The 16,830-nt window shown below is 73.3% G+C and carries 14 protein-coding genes and 1 pseudogene; 2 read left to right on the top strand and 13 right to left on the bottom strand.

Annotation, left to right across the window (positions count from 1 at the left end; all coding sequences use genetic code 11):
* Window positions 1–171 precede the first annotated feature (171 nt).
* The 5 genes from ABZ898_RS21380 to bldG all read right to left on the bottom strand — a co-directional run bounded on the left by ABZ898_RS21380 (window position 172) and on the right by bldG (window position 6,390).
* Entirely contained in the window at window positions 172–1,692 is a 1,521-nt protein-coding gene (locus ABZ898_RS21380; protein WP_361661047.1) for a class I SAM-dependent methyltransferase, read from the bottom strand.
* A 64-nt stretch (window positions 1,693–1,756) separates the two neighbouring features.
* Complete coding sequence (locus ABZ898_RS21375) at window positions 1,757–2,347, bottom strand: small secreted protein (RefSeq protein ID WP_361661044.1); 591 nt, start codon at window positions 2,345–2,347, stop codon at window positions 1,757–1,759.
* Window positions 2,348–2,560: 213 nt separating this feature from the next.
* Window positions 2,561–4,963 (bottom strand): sodium-translocating pyrophosphatase, encoded by a 2,403-nt coding sequence (locus ABZ898_RS21370; RefSeq protein ID WP_361661041.1) that lies wholly within the window; start codon window positions 4,961–4,963, stop codon window positions 2,561–2,563.
* Window positions 4,964–5,441: 478 nt separating this feature from the next.
* Window positions 5,442–5,879 (bottom strand): ATP-binding protein, encoded by a 438-nt coding sequence (locus ABZ898_RS21365; protein WP_361661039.1) that lies wholly within the window; start codon window positions 5,877–5,879, stop codon window positions 5,442–5,444.
* A 169-nt stretch (window positions 5,880–6,048) separates the two neighbouring features.
* Window positions 6,049–6,390 carry an anti-sigma factor antagonist BldG gene (bldG, locus tag ABZ898_RS21360; RefSeq protein ID WP_010986038.1) on the bottom strand — a complete coding sequence of 114 codons (342 nt, stop codon included), beginning with the start codon at window positions 6,388–6,390 and terminating at the stop codon, window positions 6,049–6,051.
* 82 nt (window positions 6,391–6,472) lie between these two features.
* Here bldG and ABZ898_RS21355 point away from each other — a divergent pair, with 82 nt between their 5' ends.
* Window positions 6,473–8,980, top strand: a complete 2,508-nt coding sequence (locus ABZ898_RS21355; protein WP_361661035.1) for a DEAD/DEAH box helicase — start codon at window positions 6,473–6,475, stop codon at window positions 8,978–8,980.
* A 90-nt stretch (window positions 8,981–9,070) separates the two neighbouring features.
* On the opposite strand, the pseudogene ABZ898_RS21350 reads toward ABZ898_RS21355, so the two are convergent.
* The 7 genes and pseudogenes from ABZ898_RS21350 to ssd all read right to left on the bottom strand — a co-directional run.
* Window positions 9,071–9,427 (bottom strand): annotated as a pseudogene (locus ABZ898_RS21350) (Rv3654c family TadE-like protein); the annotation flags it as partial.
* Complete coding sequence (locus ABZ898_RS21345; RefSeq protein ID WP_361661032.1) at window positions 9,424–9,906, bottom strand: TadE family type IV pilus minor pilin; 483 nt, start codon at window positions 9,904–9,906, stop codon at window positions 9,424–9,426. The pseudogene ABZ898_RS21350 and the gene ABZ898_RS21345, both read right to left, overlap by 4 nt.
* Window positions 9,893–10,093 carry a DUF4244 domain-containing protein gene (locus ABZ898_RS21340; protein ID WP_361661029.1) on the bottom strand — a complete coding sequence of 67 codons (201 nt, stop codon included), beginning with the start codon at window positions 10,091–10,093 and terminating at the stop codon, window positions 9,893–9,895. The genes ABZ898_RS21345 and ABZ898_RS21340 overlap by 14 nt, the downstream gene beginning before the upstream one ends.
* A gap of 62 nt (window positions 10,094–10,155) precedes the next feature.
* Window positions 10,156–10,941 (bottom strand): type II secretion system F family protein, encoded by a 786-nt coding sequence (locus ABZ898_RS21335; RefSeq protein ID WP_361661026.1) that lies wholly within the window; start codon window positions 10,939–10,941, stop codon window positions 10,156–10,158.
* Window positions 10,938–11,813 (bottom strand): type II secretion system F family protein, encoded by an 876-nt coding sequence (locus ABZ898_RS21330; protein WP_361661023.1) that lies wholly within the window; start codon window positions 11,811–11,813, stop codon window positions 10,938–10,940. Before ABZ898_RS21330 ends, ABZ898_RS21335 begins: the two co-directional genes overlap by 4 nt.
* Window positions 11,806–13,008, bottom strand: a complete 1,203-nt coding sequence (locus tag ABZ898_RS21325; RefSeq protein ID WP_361661020.1) for a TadA family conjugal transfer-associated ATPase — start codon at window positions 13,006–13,008, stop codon at window positions 11,806–11,808. Before ABZ898_RS21325 ends, ABZ898_RS21330 begins: the two co-directional genes overlap by 8 nt.
* Window positions 13,005–14,111, bottom strand: coding sequence for a septum site-determining protein Ssd (gene ssd, locus ABZ898_RS21320; RefSeq protein WP_361661017.1), 1,107 nt, complete (start codon window positions 14,109–14,111; stop codon window positions 13,005–13,007). The genes ABZ898_RS21325 and ssd overlap by 4 nt, the downstream gene beginning before the upstream one ends.
* Window positions 14,112–14,693: 582 nt before the next feature.
* Here ssd and ABZ898_RS21315 point away from each other — a divergent pair.
* Entirely contained in the window at window positions 14,694–15,524 is an 831-nt protein-coding gene (locus ABZ898_RS21315) for an HAD family hydrolase (RefSeq protein ID WP_361661014.1), read from the top strand.
* A 350-nt stretch (window positions 15,525–15,874) separates the two neighbouring features.
* Here ABZ898_RS21315 and ABZ898_RS21310 read toward each other — a convergent pair whose 3' ends face one another.
* Window positions 15,875–16,699 (bottom strand): oxidoreductase, encoded by an 825-nt coding sequence (locus ABZ898_RS21310; RefSeq protein WP_361661011.1) that lies wholly within the window; start codon window positions 16,697–16,699, stop codon window positions 15,875–15,877.
* Window positions 16,700–16,830 lie beyond the last annotated feature (131 nt).

Raw genomic sequence — 16,830 nt, 5'->3', positions numbered from 1 at the left:
GCCGGCCGGAGCCCCCTCTGCCGCCGTCCGGGCGGCACACGTCGTTTTCCGGCCTTTTTGCCGTTCCGGGCCGTGCCCCCGGCATACGACGATGATCCGGGCGGCCGTCCACCGCTCCGGGTACGTGGGGTACGACAGTCGGATCAGCCGCCGTACCCCGCGACCGGCGGCTCAGCCCACCGGTTCCAGGAAGCCCTGCTCCACCAGCAGCCGGATCTGCGCGGGCGTGCGGTCCCGCAGCACCACCGGGTCCTCGCCGACGAGCTGGGCGATGGCGTCCAGGATGACGCCCGCGCTCAGCGAGCCGTCGCACACACCGGCGAAGCCCGCGCCGACGGTGTCCACCTTCGTCGCCCGCCGCATGCCACGGTTCTGACGGAGCACCACATGCTCGGGGTCCTCGGCGCCGGGCAGCCCGACCTGCTCCTGGACGACCTCGGCGGCCAGCCGGAAGTGCCCCTCCAGCAGGGACGCGTCGTCGTGCGCGCGCAGGTGGTCGACGCGTGCGAAGTGCTCGCGGATGGTGTCCCCGAGAGGCTGCTCGACCGGGTGCGGCCACTCCTCCACGGTGACCGAGGGCTCGGCCGCGCCGGTGCGGCGCAGGGTGATCCAGCCGAAGCCGACCGCCCTGACCTTGCGCGCCTCGAACTCGTCCAGCCACGCGTCGTACCGCGACTGGTACTCCACCCGGTCCTCGCGGTGGTCCCCGGCGTCCCTGAGCCACAGCTCGGCGTACTGCGCGACGTCCTGCACCTCGCGCTGCACGATCCACGCGTCGCAGCCGCGGGGCACCCAGGCGCGCACCCGGTCCTGCCAGTCCTCCCCTTCCACGTGCTGCCAGTTGGCGAGGAACTGGGCGAACCCACCCTCGTTCAGCCGGTCCCCCGCCTGCTGGACGAGGGAGCGGCACAGGTCGTCGCCGCTCATGCCGCCGTCGCGGTAGGTGAGCCGGGCGCCGGGCGAGATGACGAAGGGCGGGTTGGACACGATCAGGTCGAACGTCTCGTCGTCCCGCACCGGTTCGAACAGCGAGCCCTCGCCCAGCGTGGCGGCCTGGGCGCCGGAGAGGGCGAGGGTGAGCGCGGTGATGTGCAGGGCGCGCGGGTTGAGGTCGGTGGCGGTGACCCGGGTCGCGTGCTGGGCCGCGTGCAGCGCCTGGATGCCGGAGCCGGTGCCCAGGTCGAGCGCGGCGGAGACGGGGGTGCGCACGGTGATGCCCGCGAGGGTGGTGGAGGCGCCGCCGACGCCGAGGACCACGTCCTCCTCCCGGCTGCCGATGCCGCCCGCGCCGCCGACCGCACAGCCGAGGTCGGAGACGATGAACCAGTCCTCGCCGTCGGGCCCGCCGTAGGGGCGCACGTCGACGGTGGCGGCCAGTTCGTCGCCGCCCACGGGCGCGAGCCAGCCGGCGTCCACGGCGTCCTGGACCGGCAGCACGTCCGCCAGGCGGGCGCGGGGCACCGGTTGCTGGAGCAGGAACAGCCGCACCAGGGCCTCCAGCGGCGAGTCGCCGCGGGTCGCGCGCAGGGCGGGCACGGTCTCGCTGCGGGCCAGCGCCGCGTACGCGGGGGCGCCGAGCAGATCGAGCAGGCCGTCCGCGGTGAAGGAGGCCGACAGCAGGGCGTCGCGCAGACGGGCGGCCGCTTCGGGCCGGTCGGTGGCGGGCAGGGGGGCGGAGCCGGAGTCAGTCACGACCCCATTGTGGCCCGCCGTGCCGCCCCCGCTCCGCCGCCGTCAGTGTGCGCGGCGGATGCCGTCAGCCGTTCGCGGCGGGCGCCGAGGCCGAGACCTTGCAGCTCTGCTGCTCGGCGATCGCCTCCTTGACGTCGCCCTGCTCCAGCCGCTTCAGCGCCTCGGTGCCGCTGTTGGACTGGCGGCCGATCTCCTTGGTCTGGTCGGCGACCTCGTGCAGGCCCTTGGCGAACTTGCCCTGGTCCTTGGTGTCCAGGCCGTCCACCTTCTTCTTCAGGTCGGCGTAGGAGGTGGCCAGGCTGTTGAGGTTCTTGACCGCGTCCTGCTGCCGCTTGGCACCGCCCTCGACCCCGGGGGGAGCGCCGGCGCCGTTGATGGCGGTGGCGATGGCCTTGTAGCCGTCGGACATGTCCTGGAACGCCTGCGCGTACGTCTCCTTGGCCGTCTTGGGCGGGAGGTCGCTGTCACTGGCGATCTTGGCGATACCGGCGTTGGCCGCCTTGATCTTGGTGTACTGCGCGGGCACCGCGTCGCACACCGACTTCGCCCAGACACCCAGCTTGGGGTCGGGGCCGCCGCCGTCGCTGCCGCATCCCGTCAGCGCTGTTATCAGTACCGCGCCGCCGGACAGGGCGGCCGCGAGTTTGTTGTTCACCGGATCGGTCCCTTCCATGGCTCTCGGCCCCCGGAATCTACACGGCGGACCGAGACCCTCCACACGACCGATGCCCTATAAGCAGACTTTTATGGCGCTTCGCACCATGCGAGACAAGGCTCACGGCCGGCGGGCGTCCACACACGCGCGGACGGGCGGCGGCGCGTCAGTACGCGCCGTCCGCCCGCCCGTTGGCCGGGCCGTACGGCCTGTCTACGGAACCGTCGCCGGAGGGGATGAGTTGGAGACCTCGCCGGCGTCCTCGTCGCCCACCGCGATCCCGCGCCGCTTGGACACGTACACCGCGACGACGATCACCAGCAGCGCGAACACCGCGATCAGGACGCGGACCAGCATGCTGGCGTCGTCCCCGTAGGAGAACTTGATCACCGCGGGCGCGATGAGCAGAGCCACCAGGTTCATCACCTTCAGCAGGGGGTTGATCGCCGGGCCCGCCGTGTCCTTGAAGGGGTCGCCGACCGTGTCGCCGATCACCGTGGCCGCGTGCGCGTCGCTGCCCTTGCCGCCGTGGTGACCGTCCTCCACCAGTTTCTTGGCGTTGTCCCAGGCCCCGCCGGAGTTGGCGAGGAAGACCGCCATCAGCGTGCCCGCGCCGATGGCACCGGCGAGGAAGGCGCCCAGGGCGCCGACACCGAGCGTGAACCCGATGAAGATCGGCGCCATCACGGCGAGCAGTCCGGGCGTGGCCAGCTCGCGCAGGGCGTCCCGGGTGCAGATGTCGACCACCCGGCCGTACTCGGGCTTCTCCGTGTAGTTCATGATCCCCGGCCGCTCCCGGAACTGCCGCCGCACCTCGAACACCACCGAACCGGCCGAGCGCGACACGGCGTTGATGGCGAGTCCGGAGAAGAGGAAGACGACCGCCGCGCCCGCGACCAGACCGACGAGGTTGTTGGGCTGGGAGATGTCCATCGACAGGGTCAGCGGCGCGCCCGGCCCGGTCAGACTGTCCCCCACCTCCCGCACCCCGGTGGTGATCGCGTCCCGGTACGAGCCGAAGAGCGCCGCGGCCGCGAGGACGGCGGTGGCGATGGCGATGCCCTTGGTGATGGCCTTGGTCGTGTTGCCGACCGCGTCCAGGTCGGTGAGCACCTGGGCCCCGGCCCCCTCGACGTCGGACGACATCTCGGCGATGCCCTGCGCGTTGTCGGAGACAGGCCCGAAGGTGTCCATGGCCACGATCACCCCGACCGTGGTCAGCAGCCCGGTCCCGGCGAGAGCCACCGCGAACAGCGCCAGCATGATCGAGGTGCCGCCGAGCAGGAACGCGCCGTACACGCCGAGGCCGATCAGGAGCCCGGTGTAGACGGCGGACTCCAGGCCGAGCGAGATGCCGGAGAGCACGACGGTGGCGGGGCCGGTCAGGGAGGTCCGGCCGACGTCGCGGACCGGGCGCCGACTGGTCTCGGTGAAGTAGCCGGTCAGCTGCTGGATGACGGCGGCGAGCAGGATGCCGATGGCCACCGCGACCAGCGCCAGCACCCTGGGGTCGCCGTCCTTGCCGCTGATCGCCGCGTCGGTCACCCCGTCCAGCTCGGAGTAGCGGCCGGGGAGGTAGGTGTAGACGGCCACCGCGACCAGTACGAGGGAGATCACGGCGGAGACGAAGAAGCCCCGGTTGATGGCGCTCATGCCGCTGCGGTCGGCGCGGCGCGGGGCGACCGCGAAGATGCCGATCATCGCGGTGACGACCCCGATGGCCGGAACCAGCAGCGGGAACGCGAGACCGGCGTCGCCGAAGGCGGTCTTGCCGAGGATCAGCGCGGCCACCAGGGTGACGGCGTAGGACTCGAAGAGGTCGGCCGCCATGCCCGCGCAGTCGCCGACGTTGTCGCCCACGTTGTCCGCGATGGTCGCGGCGTTGCGCGGGTCGTCCTCCGGGATGCCCTGCTCGACCTTGCCGACCAGGTCGGCGCCGACGTCGGCGGCCTTGGTGAAGATGCCGCCGCCGACGCGCATGAACATGGCGATCAGCGCGGCGCCCAGACCGAATCCCTCCAGCACCTTGGGCGCGTCGGCCGCGTAGACCAGCACCACGCAGGAGGCGCCGAGCAGGCCGAGGCCGACCGTGAACATGCCGACGACGCCGCCCGTGCGGAATGCGATCTTCATCGCCTTGTGCGAGACGACGGTGAGATCCTTTTCCGGTTCGCCCAGGCGTGGAGTCGCCTCGCGCGCGGCCGCGGCGACGCGCACATTGCTGCGCACGGCGAGCCACATGCCGATATAGCCGGTGGCCGCCGAGAACACCGCGCCGACCAGGAAGAACACCGATCGCCCGGCCCGCTGATTCCAGTCGTCCGCGGGCAGCAGAAGGAGCAGGAAGAACACGACGACGGCGAATACCGCGAGCGTGCGCAACTGCCGGGCGAGATACGCCTTCGCGCCCTCCTGGACCGCCTCGGCGATCTCCCGCATGCGTTCGGTGCCCTCGCCGGCGGACAGCACCTGGCGCACCAGGACGCCCGCGACCACCAGGGCTGCCAGGGCGACCGCCGCGATCACGGCGACCAGGACGCGGTTGCCGTCGGTCAGGACCACGGCCGCGAGGGATGCGGGGTGACCCGCCTGACTGGGGATGGAAAGCCCCGTCATTCGTCCTCCTTGACGCTTGGGCTGAGCTCAAGATCTGGACGTACTCGTAGATCTCCGAGCGTGATCCGGACTGGGCACGCTCATCAGAATTGCCCGACCCTTACCCTTTAGCAAACGATCGGATGGAGGACCAGAGCACGGAACCCGGACGGAGTAATAGCCCTGAAGCATTTATGGTCATGGGTCCGGCGGGCGTGATCTGCGGTTTTCCGGCCGCGAATTCCTGCCCGCATTCGCGGCCGCGGAGATCCGGCTGGGGAGATCCGGCTGTGGGGCCGGCCGGGTCGGGGAGATCCGGCTGCGGGGCCGGCCCGAGGCGGTCGGCCGGGGCGGCCGGCCCGAAGCGGCCGGGGCAGCGCGAAGGGCCCCACGGTCGCGGGGCCCTTCGGCGGTGGTTCGGGTGCGCGGATCATACCGGCGCGGTCCTGCGGATCAGCACCGTGGCCAGGTCGGCACGGTGGTCAGATCGGCACGGTGGTCAGATCAGCACGGTGGGCGGCGGGACGGTCGGCCAGGACATGCGGATCAGTCCGCCGCTCTCGCTGGTGGTGACCTCGACGTCGTCCACGAGGCCGCTGATCACCGCGAGGCCCATCTCGTCCTCCTCGGCCTCCACGTCCGCGTCGGCGGCGGCGCCGCCGGCCACCCGCTCGGCGGGCACGGCGTGCGGGGCCTCGTCACCGACCTCGATGGAGAACTGCTTCTCCTCCTCGATCAGCGCGACCTTCACCGGCGCGGTGATGCCGACGCTCTGGTGGAGCCCGACCGCGCGGGAGCACGCCTCACCGACGGCGAGGCGGACCTCGTCGAGCACCGCCTCGTCCACTCCGGCCCTGCGCGCCACCGCTGCCGCCACCAGACGGGCGGTCCGGACGTGCTCGGGCAGCGCGCTGAAGCGGAGTTCGACGGTGGCCATACATCCCCCTCGGTACTACGGGCGTACGGTGCGGGGCCGGGGCCGGGGCCGCCGAAAGCCCGCACCCCCATGATGAAACTTGTGCGCCCCGGACCCCTGAGGGGCCGAGGCTGAGCAGGCCGACCGGTGTCCGGACCGCACGCGGCCCGGACCCGGCGAACGACCTGTGTCAGTCGGTGGCCGCCACCGCTTCCTCGACCGAGGTGTGGATCGGGAACACCTTGGTGAGGCCGGTGATACGGAAGATCTTCAGAATGCGCTCCTGGTTGCAGACCAGACGGAGCGAGCCCTCGTGGGCACGCACCCGCTTCAGGCCGCCGACCAGAACGCCGAGCCCGGTGGAGTCGAGGAAGTCCACGCCCTCCATGTCGACGACAAGGTGGAAATTGCCGTCGTTCACCAGCTCGACCAACTGCTCGCGCAGCTTGGGCGCGGTATACACATCGATTTCGCCACCGACCTCGACGACCGTACGATCGCCGACGGTACGGGTCGACAGGGACAGGTCCACGAATCCTCCAGCACCTTGCTATCGAGCGGTCGCCCCTCGGGACATCCCGGCTTGCGGCCCTTGGAACACAACGTCAGCCGCGATGGCATTCAATCACTTACCGGCAGGTGTGCACGACGCCTTGGCTCCATTGTCCGTCAAGCCGGTGACACACTCGGTGCCGATGGCCAAGAATCACCGACCCGATCACCCCCAGCCGGACCCGGCGTCCCGCCCGTCTCCGGAGGCGGTTCTGCACCGTCTCGCCTCCGGACCGAGCAGGTCCGCGCGCATCACTCATACGGAGCACTTGCCCCCGCGTGCGGGTCGGCATGCCGTCTGGCCGGACCGGATTCGTTCCGAGGTGATCGCGGCGGTCCGGGACCGCGGAATCGAGCACCCCTGGGCCCACCAGGCACTCGCCGCCGAGCACGCCCTGGACGGCGACTCGGTGGTCGTCGCCACCGGCACCGCCTCCGGCAAGTCGCTGGCCTATCTGATGCCGGTGCTGTCCGCCCTGCTGGACGGCTCCGAGGCCCCCAACGGCCGGGGCGCCACCGCCCTGTACCTCTCCCCCACCAAGGCCCTGGCCGCCGACCAGTGCCGGGCCGTACGGGAGCTCGCCGCGCCGCTGGGCAACGCGGTGCGCCCGGCGGTCTACGACGGGGACACCCCGTTCGAGGGACGCGAGTGGGTACGGCAGTACGCCAACTACGTGCTGACCAACCCGGACATGCTGCACCGGGGCATCCTGCCCTCCCACCCCCGCTGGTCCTCCTTCCTGAAGTCGCTCAAGTACGTCGTCATCGACGAGTGCCACACCTACCGGGGTGTGTTCGGCTCGCACGTCGCCCAGGTGCTGCGCCGGCTGCGCAGACTGTGCGCCCGCTACGGCGCGTCGCCCGTCTTCCTGCTGGCCTCCGCCACGGCCGCCGAGCCCTCCGTGGCCGCCCGCCGGCTGACCGGGCTGCCGGTGGTGGAGGTCGCCGACGACGCCTCCCCGCGCGGGGAACTCGTCTTCGCCCTCTGGGAGCCGCCGCTCACCGAGCTGCACGGCGAGAAGGGCGCCCCGGTGCGCCGCACCGCCACCGCCGAGACCGCCGACCTGCTGACCGACCTCACCGTGCAGGGCGTGCGCTCGGTCGCCTTCGTCCGTTCCCGGCGCGGGGCCGAGCTGATCTCGGTCATCGCGCAGGAACGGCTCGCCGAGGTCGACCGCTCGCTGGTCCGGCGTGTCGCCGCCTACCGGGGCGGCTACCTCCCCGAGGAACGCCGGGCCCTGGAGCGCGCCCTGCACTCCGGCGAGCTGCTCGGCCTGGCCGCCACGACCGCGCTGGAGCTGGGCGTGGACGTCTCCGGCCTGGACGCGGTGGTGATCGCCGGGTATCCGGGCACCCGTGCCTCCCTGTGGCAGCAGGCGGGCCGGGCGGGACGCTCCGGGCAGGGCGCGCTGGCGGTCCTGGTGGCCCGCGACGATCCGCTGGACACCTATCTCGTCCACCACCCGGAGGCCCTGTTCGACCGCCCGGTGGAGTCCACGGTCCTCGACCCGGACAACCCCTACGTCCTCGCCCCGCACCTGTGCGCCGCCGCCGCCGAGATCCCGCTGACCGAGGCCGACCTCGAACTCTTCGGCCCGGTCAGCGCCGATGTGCTGACCCAGCTGGAGGCAGCGAAGCTGCTGCGCCGCCGGACCAGGGCCTGGCACTGGACACGCCGTGAGCGGGCCGCCGACCTGACCGACATCCGGGGCACCGGCGGGCCTCCGGTGCAGATCGTGGAGGAGGGCACCGGGCGCCTGCTCGGCACGGTCGACGCCGAGGCCGCGCACTCCGCCGTCCACGAAGGCGCGGTCCACCTGCACCAGGGCCGTACCTACCTGGTGCGTTCGCTCGACCTCAAGGACTCGGTCGCCCTGGTCGAGCAGGCCGACCCGCCGTATTCGACCGCCGCCCGCGACACCACGTCCATCGCCGTCCTGGAGACGGAGACCGAGATCCCCTGGGGCTCCGGCCGCCTGTGCCTCGGCTCGGTCGAGGTCACCAACCAAGTGGTCTCCTTCCTGCGCAGACGCCTGATCACCGGTGAGGTGATGGGCGAGACGAAACTCGATCTCCCTCCGCGCACGCTCCGTACCCGCGCGGTGTGGTGGACGGTCACCGAGGACCAGCTCGACGAGGCCCGGATCAACCCGGAGATCCTCGGCGGCGCCCTGCACGCCGCCGAACACGCCTCGATCGGCATGCTGCCGCTGTTCGCCACCTGCGACCGCTGGGACATCGGCGGGGTGTCCGTACCCCTCCACCCCGACACGCTGCTCCCCACGGTCTTCGTCTACGACGGCCACCCCGGCGGGGCGGGCTTCGCCGAGCGCGCCTTCCACACCGCGCGCGCCTGGCTGACGGCCACCCGCGAGGCCATCGCCTCCTGCGAGTGCGAGGCCGGCTGCCCCTCCTGCATCCAGTCCCCCAAGTGCGGCAACGGCAACGAACCGCTGCACAAGCGGGGAGCGGTGCGGCTCCTGACGACGCTGTTGCGAGGGGCGCCGGAGGAACCGGACACCGGGGCGGGCACGGAGGCGAGCACCGAGGCGGGAGGGGACGCGGGCTAGGGTCCGGCGCCGCGCGGCCCGGGTGGCGGAGGTGTCGTGGCCGTGGGGCCCGTGGGGTCCACGGGGCTCGTGGGGTTTCTTGGGGTCCGAGGGGCTCGGGAGGTCTGGAGGGTCCGGAGGTCCCGCTCTGGCCCGTACCTCCGCCGCGAAGGGCCCGTGTCCCGAGCCCGCGCTCACGTCCGAGGTCTCGCCGACGACCGCGCACCTGACCAGCCTCGCGCCCTGGGCCGACGCCACCCGCCGCCCCGCCGCGCAGGCCGCCTCCGCGCCCTCGGCCCAGTGGTCCGCCGCCGCGAGCGCCGCCAGATCGGCCGCACCCGCCGCCCGGTGCCGGACGACCACGGCGTGCCCCATGCCGAGCACGGCGCCGAACACCAGGCACAGCACCGCGATGACCCCGAGACTCCAGACGGTGGCGGAACCCCGGTCATCGCTGACGCACCTCACGGCGCCACCTCCTCGTCCCCCGCCGCTTCCCCAGCGCCCACCGATTCCCCGGCACCCGCTGCATCACCGGCGCCCGCCGCTTGCCCGTCACTCGCCGCTTGCCCGTCACTCGCCGCTTGCCCGTCACTCGCCGCTTCCTCAGCGGCCGCCACAGCCTCCTCCCGCACCTCGAACGGCAGACCGCTCAGCACCGGGGGTCTCGCCGCCACCGTCACGCGCACCCGCTCGCCCTCCCGGGCCACGCTCACCGTCGCCCCGCGAGGTGCCGCCTCGCGGGCCAGTCGCGCCACCGCGTCCGGCGGGTCCTGGCGGGCGGCAGCCCGCGCACCGACGCGGGCCGCGTCCACGCACTGGATCTGGGCGGCCACGGCGAGCAGCCCCCAGACCAGCGCCATGGTGAACGCCACCAGCACCGACAGCACCAAGGCCGCCTCCGCCGTCACGAACCCCCGGTCCGCGCCCCGTTCACATCCGCGCACTGAGCGCTCGTTTCACGATGCTCTGGAGTTCCGCCTTGACCTGGCCGCTGGTGACGACCTCGTAGAGCAGCAACGCGAATCCGACCGCCGCGATGATCCCCATCGCGTACTCGGAGGTCACCATCCCGGCGTCCCTGCGGCATCGCTTCCGCAACAGCGCCCACGCCTTGACCGTCTTCTCCCGCATACCGAAATCCCTTTCGTTCCAGCTCGGTTGTCCTGTTGTGTCGTTCCTCTCGGCCCGCTCGATCAGGGGCCACCTCCTTCCAGCGCGCCGCCCGCGAGGCCGATCACCACGGGCAGGACGCCGACCGCGATGAAGGCGGGCAGGAAGCACAGCCCGACCGGTGCGGAGATCAGCACGGCCGCCCTGCGGGCCCGGACGGTGGCCGCCCGTATCGACTCCGCCCGCGCGTCCGAGGCGAGCCGGGCCGCGGGGTCCGCCGCCGGGAGTCCCGACCGGTCCGCCCGCTCCAGCAGCCGGGCCAGCGCCCCGGCACCGGGCAGCGCCGTCAACCGAGCCCAGGCGTCCGCCGGTTCGCCGCCGAGCCGGGCTTCCGCGGCGCCCCGCGCCAGCGCGTCCCCGACCGGCCCGCCGAGCGCTTCCCCCACCGCCTGGGCGGCGACGACCGGGCCCGCGCCGGCCTCGATGCAGGCGGCCAGCAGCTCCGCGGCGAGCGGGAGCTGACGGGCGGCGGCTGCCGTGTCCGGCTGCGCCGCCGGGCCCGAAGCCGACCGGCGTTGCTGCCACTTCCACAGCGCCACGGCGGCTCCGATGCCCACCAGGGCTCCGAACACCCCGCCGATCACGGCCCACGTCCCGCAGCCGACCCCGACCATCGGCAGCCACTTCTTGCCGGTGCTCACGACCGGGAGGGAGTGGGCGGTCCTGGAAGGCGGCACGGCCAGCAGTCCGGCCACCCGCATCCGTGCCAGGCGCCGTTGGCGGGCCGACCGGAGCCAACGGGCCACCAGACCGAGGGCCAGGGCCGCCGCCGCGGTCGTCCTCAGGGTGTGGACGGCATCGGCGCTCATGACGCCTCGGCTCCCCGCACGATCCGGGCGGCCCACCACACCCCGGCACCCTCGAAAGCCGCTCCCGCCACGAGACATCCCAGTCCGGCCCCGGTGTGCAGGAGAACCCGCAGCGGTTCCGCTCCCATGGCCGCGCCGAGGAGCAGGCCGAGCAGGGGCAGCACCGCCAGCAGCAGGGCCGTCGCACGGGCGCCGGACAACTGGGCTCTCAGGTCCGCCCGTTGATCCCGCTCGGCGCGCAGGGCGCCGTCCAGCCGGTCGAGACCGGCGGCGAGTCCCGCGCCCTGGTCCACCGCCACCCGCCAGCAGGCGGCCAGACCCGACAGCCCTTCGGCGCCCGGCACCCGGGCCGCGGCGGCCAGCGCCCCCGGCACGTCACCGCCGAACCGGGCCGCCGCGATCACGGCCGCCTGTGCCTCGCCCAGCCCGCCGGAGTCCCGCCCGGCCCGCAGCAGGGCCTCGCCGGGCTGCCGGCCGGCGCGGACCTCCCCGGCGAGCACCCCGCACAGGGCGACCACCGCGTCCGTCCGGCGCTCCTTCTCCACTCGGGCCCAACGCGCCCTTACCGTCCGGCGCAGTACCGGCACCCCGGCGGCACCGGCGACCACCGGGACGACAGAGGCCCCCATCACCGCCAGTACCATCCCCGCCACGAGCGACCACCACTCGGCGCCCACCCGGCCGTACAGCCGCCGCAGTCCGCCGAGGACCCGCTCCCAGGGCGCCGCCCCGACGCCCGCCACGCCCGCGCCCGCGAACAGCAGCCTCGCCCGCCGCACCCCCTGCTGACGCGCGTTCAGCGACCACGCCGCTCCCCCGGCGCAGAGCAGCAGGGCACCCGACAACGTCTCGCCCATGCTCACGTCACCCATCTCCGCCACCGCCCGTCCCGCTCCCGGGTCCGTCCAGTGCCGCCCGCAGCCGCTCCCAGCCGCGCTGCGGCACGAAGGCCCTCTCGCCCCACCGCAGTGCGGGCACCGTCCGCACCAGCCCGGAGGCGTCCCGCTCCAGCACGTGCACTTCCGCGAGCCGGCGCCGCCCGGCCCGGTCCCGGGCCAGGTGGATCACCACCGACAGGGCGGCCGCCACCTGGCTGTGCAGCGCGGCCCGGTCGAGCCCGGCGGCCGTGCCCAGCGCCTCCAGGCGGGCCGGGACGTCGGCGGCGGCATTGGCGTGCACGGTGCCGCAGCCGCCCTCGTGACCGGTGTTGAGCGCGGCCAGCAGATGCACCACCTCGGGGCCGCGCACCTCCCCGACGACCAGCCGGTCGGGCCGCATCCGCAGGGCCTGCCGGACCAGGTCCTCCAGCGTGACCAGCCCCGCGCCCTCCTGGTTGGCGGGGCGTGTCTCCAGCCGGACGACATGCGGGTGGTCCGGCCGCAGCTCGGCCGAGTCCTCGGCCAGCACGATCCGTTCGCCGGTCCCGACCAGACCGAGCAGCGCGCTCAGCAGCGTCGTCTTGCCGCTGCCGGTGCCGCCGCTGATCAGGAAGGACAGCCGGGCCTCCATCAGCGCCTTCAGCAGGCCCTCGCCGCCCGGCGGGAGCGTGCCCGCGCGGGCCAGCTCGCCCAGGGTGAAGGCGCGGGGCCGCACCACGCGCAGGGACAGGCACGTACAGCCGACCGCCACCGGGGGCAGGACCGCGTGCAGCCGGGTCCCGTCGGGGAGGCGGGCGTCGGCCCAGGGGCGCGCGTCGTCCAGGCGGCGTCCCGCGACGGCGGCCAGCCGCTGGGCGAGCCGTCGTACCGCCGGGGCGTCCGGGAAGGTGACCGGGGTCAGTTCCAGGCCGCCGCCCCGGTCCACCCACACCCGGTCCGGCGCGGTGACCAGCACGTCGGTGACGGCGGGGTCGGCCAGCAGCGGCTCCAGCGGGCCGGAGCCGACGAGTTCGGAGCGCAGGTGCTCGGCCGCGCCGAGGACCTCGGCGTCACCCAGCACCCGGCCCTGTTCGCGCAGCGCCTGCGCGACACGGGCGGGGGTGGGTTCGGCGCCGGTCTCGGCGAGCCTGCGCCGGACACCGTCCAGGAGGGCCGCGCCGTCGGCGTGACCGAGTCCGGGGAGGGTCATCGGACGCCTCCCGCCTCGGTCAGCGCCTGCTCCCAGAAGGCGGCGCAGAAGCGGGACAGCGGGCCGCGACCCGCAGCGCCGGGCGGCCTGGCGGCGCCCCGCGGACGCAGCAGCGCGGGCTCGGCGGGCACGGTGCCGATCAGCGGCAGCCCGAGCAGCCGGGCCACCTCGTCCTCGTCCAGTCCCGGTGCGCAGGGCCCTCGCACCGCCACCCGCAGGTCCCGCACGACCAGGCCCATGGCGGACGCGACGCGGCCGGCCGCCGCCAGCGCGCGCAGCTCCGCCGGGACGACGAGCACGGCCATGTCGAGCTGGGCGAGGGCTTCGGCGACTCCGTCGTCCAGGCGGCGCGGAAGGTCGACCACGACGGTGCCGCCGCGCCGCCTGGCGGCGGCGAGCACGGCACGGACGGCCTGGGGCGGCACGGCGAGGCAGTCGCCCCGGTCCCAGCTGAGCACCCGCAGCGCGTGCAGCGCGGGAAGCGACTCCTCCAGGGCGCCCCCGCCGACCCGGCCGCGCGATGCCGCGAAGGCGGGCCAGCGCAGCCCGTCGGCGGTCTCGCCGCCGAGGAGCACATCGAGTCCGCCACCGAGCGGATCGGCGTCCACGAGCAGGGTGCGCAGGCCCCGGTGAGCGGAGGTGACGGCGAGGGCGCAGGCCAGGGTGGACGCTCCGGCGCCGCCCCGGCCGCCGATGACGCCGACCGTGAGGGCGGGGCGGCCGACGCCCTCGGCCACGTCGGCGATGCGGTCGATCAGCCACTGCTCGCCGTCGGGCAGCATCAGCACGTGGTCGGCGCCGATCCCGACCGCGCGCTTCCACACGTCGGGGTCGCCCCTGTCGCGGCCGACCAGGACCACCCCGCGCCGGCGCGCGGCATCGCGCACCCGGCCGGCCGCGTCGTCGCCGACCAGGACGAGGGGTGCTCCGTCCCATCCCCCGCCGTGGTCGGGGACGCCGTGGTGGACCTCCGGCGTGGCTCCGGCCGCCGCGCACAGGCGCAGCAGGTCGTCGAGAAGGGCCGCGTCCTCGGTGACGATGAGCGGCCGCCCCCCTCGTGCGGCCGTGGACGGTGGCGGTTCGTGCGCGATGGTTCCGGTCACGGGTGTTCCCCCTTCACTGCGTCTTCCGCGCCGCTCTGCCCGGCCGCGCGATTCCGAAGATGTGGAGAGCCGGTAACGGTCTCCATATGAACGGCCGATAGGAACCGGCCAAACGCGCCCGGCAATGCGATCCGGCCATGAACGGGCCCGGATCAGACGCGCTGGAATCACGATGCGGCGATCCGCGAAATCGTGTGGATCTTGGTCAAAATCTGTGGACGGCGGAGCGCCTGTGAATAACTTCGTCACTCAAACCGGTGATGCATGTACGGGCTGTGTACGAGTTTCCGAGCGCACCTTGATGATTACCCTAAGTAATCAATCGTGAGCATGACGAAAGGGCGGCCGCAGCCGCCCGACACAGGCCGGCCGGCGGCCGAAGGAGGAGGAAAACGCGTCCGGACATGCGACGACCCCCGCCGGGGGGGAGAGCGGGGGTCGTCCCCACGGCCGACTCGGGGGGGGGGGAGGAGTCGGACCGGGGTTAGCACGGTCGCGAACGATCCGTGACTTCCATGGTGTACCCGAGAGGCTTCTCAGGCAAACCCACACGCCCCACCTTACGCCGAATGGTGGGCGCCTATGCTCGGGGGCGTGGAAAACCACTCCTTGCCCCGCGCAGCGGCCTTCTTCGACCTGGACAAGACGGTCATTGCGAAGTCCAGCACCCTCACGTTCAGCAAGTCCTTCTACCAAGGCGGACTGATCAACCGCAGGGCGGCGTTGCGCACCGCGTATGCCCAGTTCGTCTTCCTGGTCGGCGGTATGGACCATGACCAGATGGAGCGCATGCGGGAGTACCTTTCCGCACTGTGCCGGGGCTGGAACGTACGGCAGGTCAGAGAGATCGTGGCCGAGACCCTGCACGACCTGATCGACCCGATCATCTACGACGAGGCCGCCTCGCTCATCGAGGAGCACCACACGGCGGGCCGCGATGTCGTGATCGTGTCCACGTCGGGCGCCGAGGTCGTGGAACCGATCGGCGAACTGCTCGGCGCCGACCGGGTGGTGGCCACCCGCCTGGTGGTCGGCGAGGACGGCTGCTTCACCGGTGAGGTGGAGTACTACGCCTACGGCCCCACCAAGGCCGAGGCGATCCGGGAACTGGCCGCCTCCGAGGGGTACGACCTCGACCGCAGCTTCGCCTACAGCGACTCGGCGACCGACCTGCCGATGCTGCAGGCCGTCGGCCACCCGCACGCCGTGAACCCCGACCGCGCGCTGCGCCGGGAAGCCGTCTCCCGCGGCTGGCCGGTGCTGGAGTTCCGCAAGCCGGTCCGGCTCAAGCAGCGCCTGCCCACCCTGTCCGCGCCGCGCCCGGTGGTCGTGGCGGCGGCGGCCCTGGGCGCGGCCGCCGCGACGGCCGGCCTCGTCTGGTACGCGAGCAGGCGCCGGGGCGCGGCCACCTGACCGTTTCACCCCCGTTTGAACCTAAAAGTAAAGAAGTCCGGGCAGGGGTTTCGCTCACCCCCCGGGTGCAGTACAAAGGAAGCAGCGGCCTGCGGGACCAAGGACATCCGAGAGGATTCCCTACATACGCATCTGGCCCCACGGACCTCGCACCGACACAGGGCACCCACGCGACGTCGGACCGTCGATTACGGGCCTGCTGCACCAGGGCCGGGCAAAGACCCCGACCTGATGAGCAACATCACGAGGACGCTTGGTAACCCGGTGAACGTGCCAGCGGCGGTACGAGAACTCGTACCGCCGCAACCCTGTTCAGGCCCCCTTCCCAGGGGGCCTTTCGTACGGGCCGGTCAGGCCGCTCCGCGCTGCAGGGCCTCGCACACGGCCGTCGACTCGCGCGCGCCCAGCTCGACCGCCCGGCCGCAGTGGGCGATCCACGCCGCCATGCCGCCCGGGGTGCCGGAGACGTATCCGTCCAGCGCGGCGAGGTAGGAGGCGCGGCCCAGCTCCGCGTGACCGACCTCGGCCGGACAGACCGACTTCGGGTCGAGGCCGCTGCCGATCAGCACGATCCGCTCGGCGGCGCGCGCCACCAGGCCGTTGTGGGAGCCGAAGGGGCGCAGCGCGAGGAGTTCGCCGTGCACCACGGCGGCCGTCACCAGCGCGGGCGCGGAGGAGCCGGCGATGATCAGCTCGGCGAGGCCGTCCAGCCGTCCGGACACCTCGGCGGCGTCCGGCAGCGGGAGTTCGATGAGCGGTTCGTCGGCGACCTCGCCCGCGCGGCGCGGGCGGCCGACCTCGTCGCCGTCGCTCGCCGCGGCCACCATGTGCAGGCGGGCCAGCACACGCAGCGGGGACTGCCGCCAGATGGACAGCATCTGCCCGGCCTCGGCGCTGAGCCTCAGGGCGGCGCCCATGACCTGCGCCTCGCCGCCGGTGCTGAAGTCGGTGCGACGCCGCACCTCCTCCAGCGCCCAGTCGGCGCCGGACAGCGCGGCCGAGCCGCGGGCCCCGCGCAGGGCGGCCTCGGAGGTGATGGCGTTGCTGCGGCGGCGCATGATCCGGTGTCCGTAGACCCGGTCCACGGCCTTGCGCACGGATTCCACGGAGTCGGCCACGCCGGGCAGTGAGCCCAGGGCCGCGAGCGGATCTGCGGTGGCTCCTGTCGTACTCATGAGGTCGACCCTACGCGGCCCGCTCTCCCGGTGACCGGCACCCCTCTTCAGCGGCCAACTCCTCGTCACACCCCTCGAAGGAGTGACCTTCCCGCCCTTCCCGGCACACAGAGCCATCGCATCACTACGCT

This window comes from Streptomyces sp. NPDC046860 (assembly GCF_040645115.1).
Taxonomy (GTDB): Bacteria; Actinomycetota; Actinomycetes; order Streptomycetales; family Streptomycetaceae; genus Streptomyces.
The sequence above is the reverse complement of the archived record's forward strand: the minus strand, read 5'-3'. Positions and strand labels throughout refer to the sequence as shown.

Excerpts from the sequence above, each read along its gene's own strand:
- ABZ898_RS21315 (WP_361661014.1), top strand. The coding sequence starts at position 14,694 with ATGCTCGGGGGCGTGGAAAACCACTCCTTGCCCCGCGCAGCGGCCTTC.
- ABZ898_RS21340 (WP_361661029.1), bottom strand. The coding sequence starts at position 10,093 with ATGCGGGAGAAGACGGTCAAGGCGTGGGCGCTGTTGCGGAAGCGATGC.
- ABZ898_RS21325 (WP_361661020.1), bottom strand. The coding sequence starts at position 13,008 with ATGACCCTCCCCGGACTCGGTCACGCCGACGGCGCGGCCCTCCTGGAC.
- ABZ898_RS21335 (WP_361661026.1), bottom strand. The coding sequence starts at position 10,941 with ATGAGCGCCGATGCCGTCCACACCCTGAGGACGACCGCGGCGGCGGCC.
- ABZ898_RS21310 (WP_361661011.1), bottom strand. The coding sequence starts at position 16,699 with ATGAGTACGACAGGAGCCACCGCAGATCCGCTCGCGGCCCTGGGCTCA.
- ABZ898_RS21330 (WP_361661023.1), bottom strand. The coding sequence starts at position 11,813 with ATGGGTGACGTGAGCATGGGCGAGACGTTGTCGGGTGCCCTGCTGCTC.
- ABZ898_RS21365 (WP_361661039.1), bottom strand. The coding sequence starts at position 5,879 with ATGGCCACCGTCGAACTCCGCTTCAGCGCGCTGCCCGAGCACGTCCGG.
- ABZ898_RS21355 (WP_361661035.1), top strand. The coding sequence starts at position 6,473 with ATGGCATTCAATCACTTACCGGCAGGTGTGCACGACGCCTTGGCTCCA.
- ABZ898_RS21370 (WP_361661041.1), bottom strand. The coding sequence starts at position 4,963 with ATGACGGGGCTTTCCATCCCCAGTCAGGCGGGTCACCCCGCATCCCTC.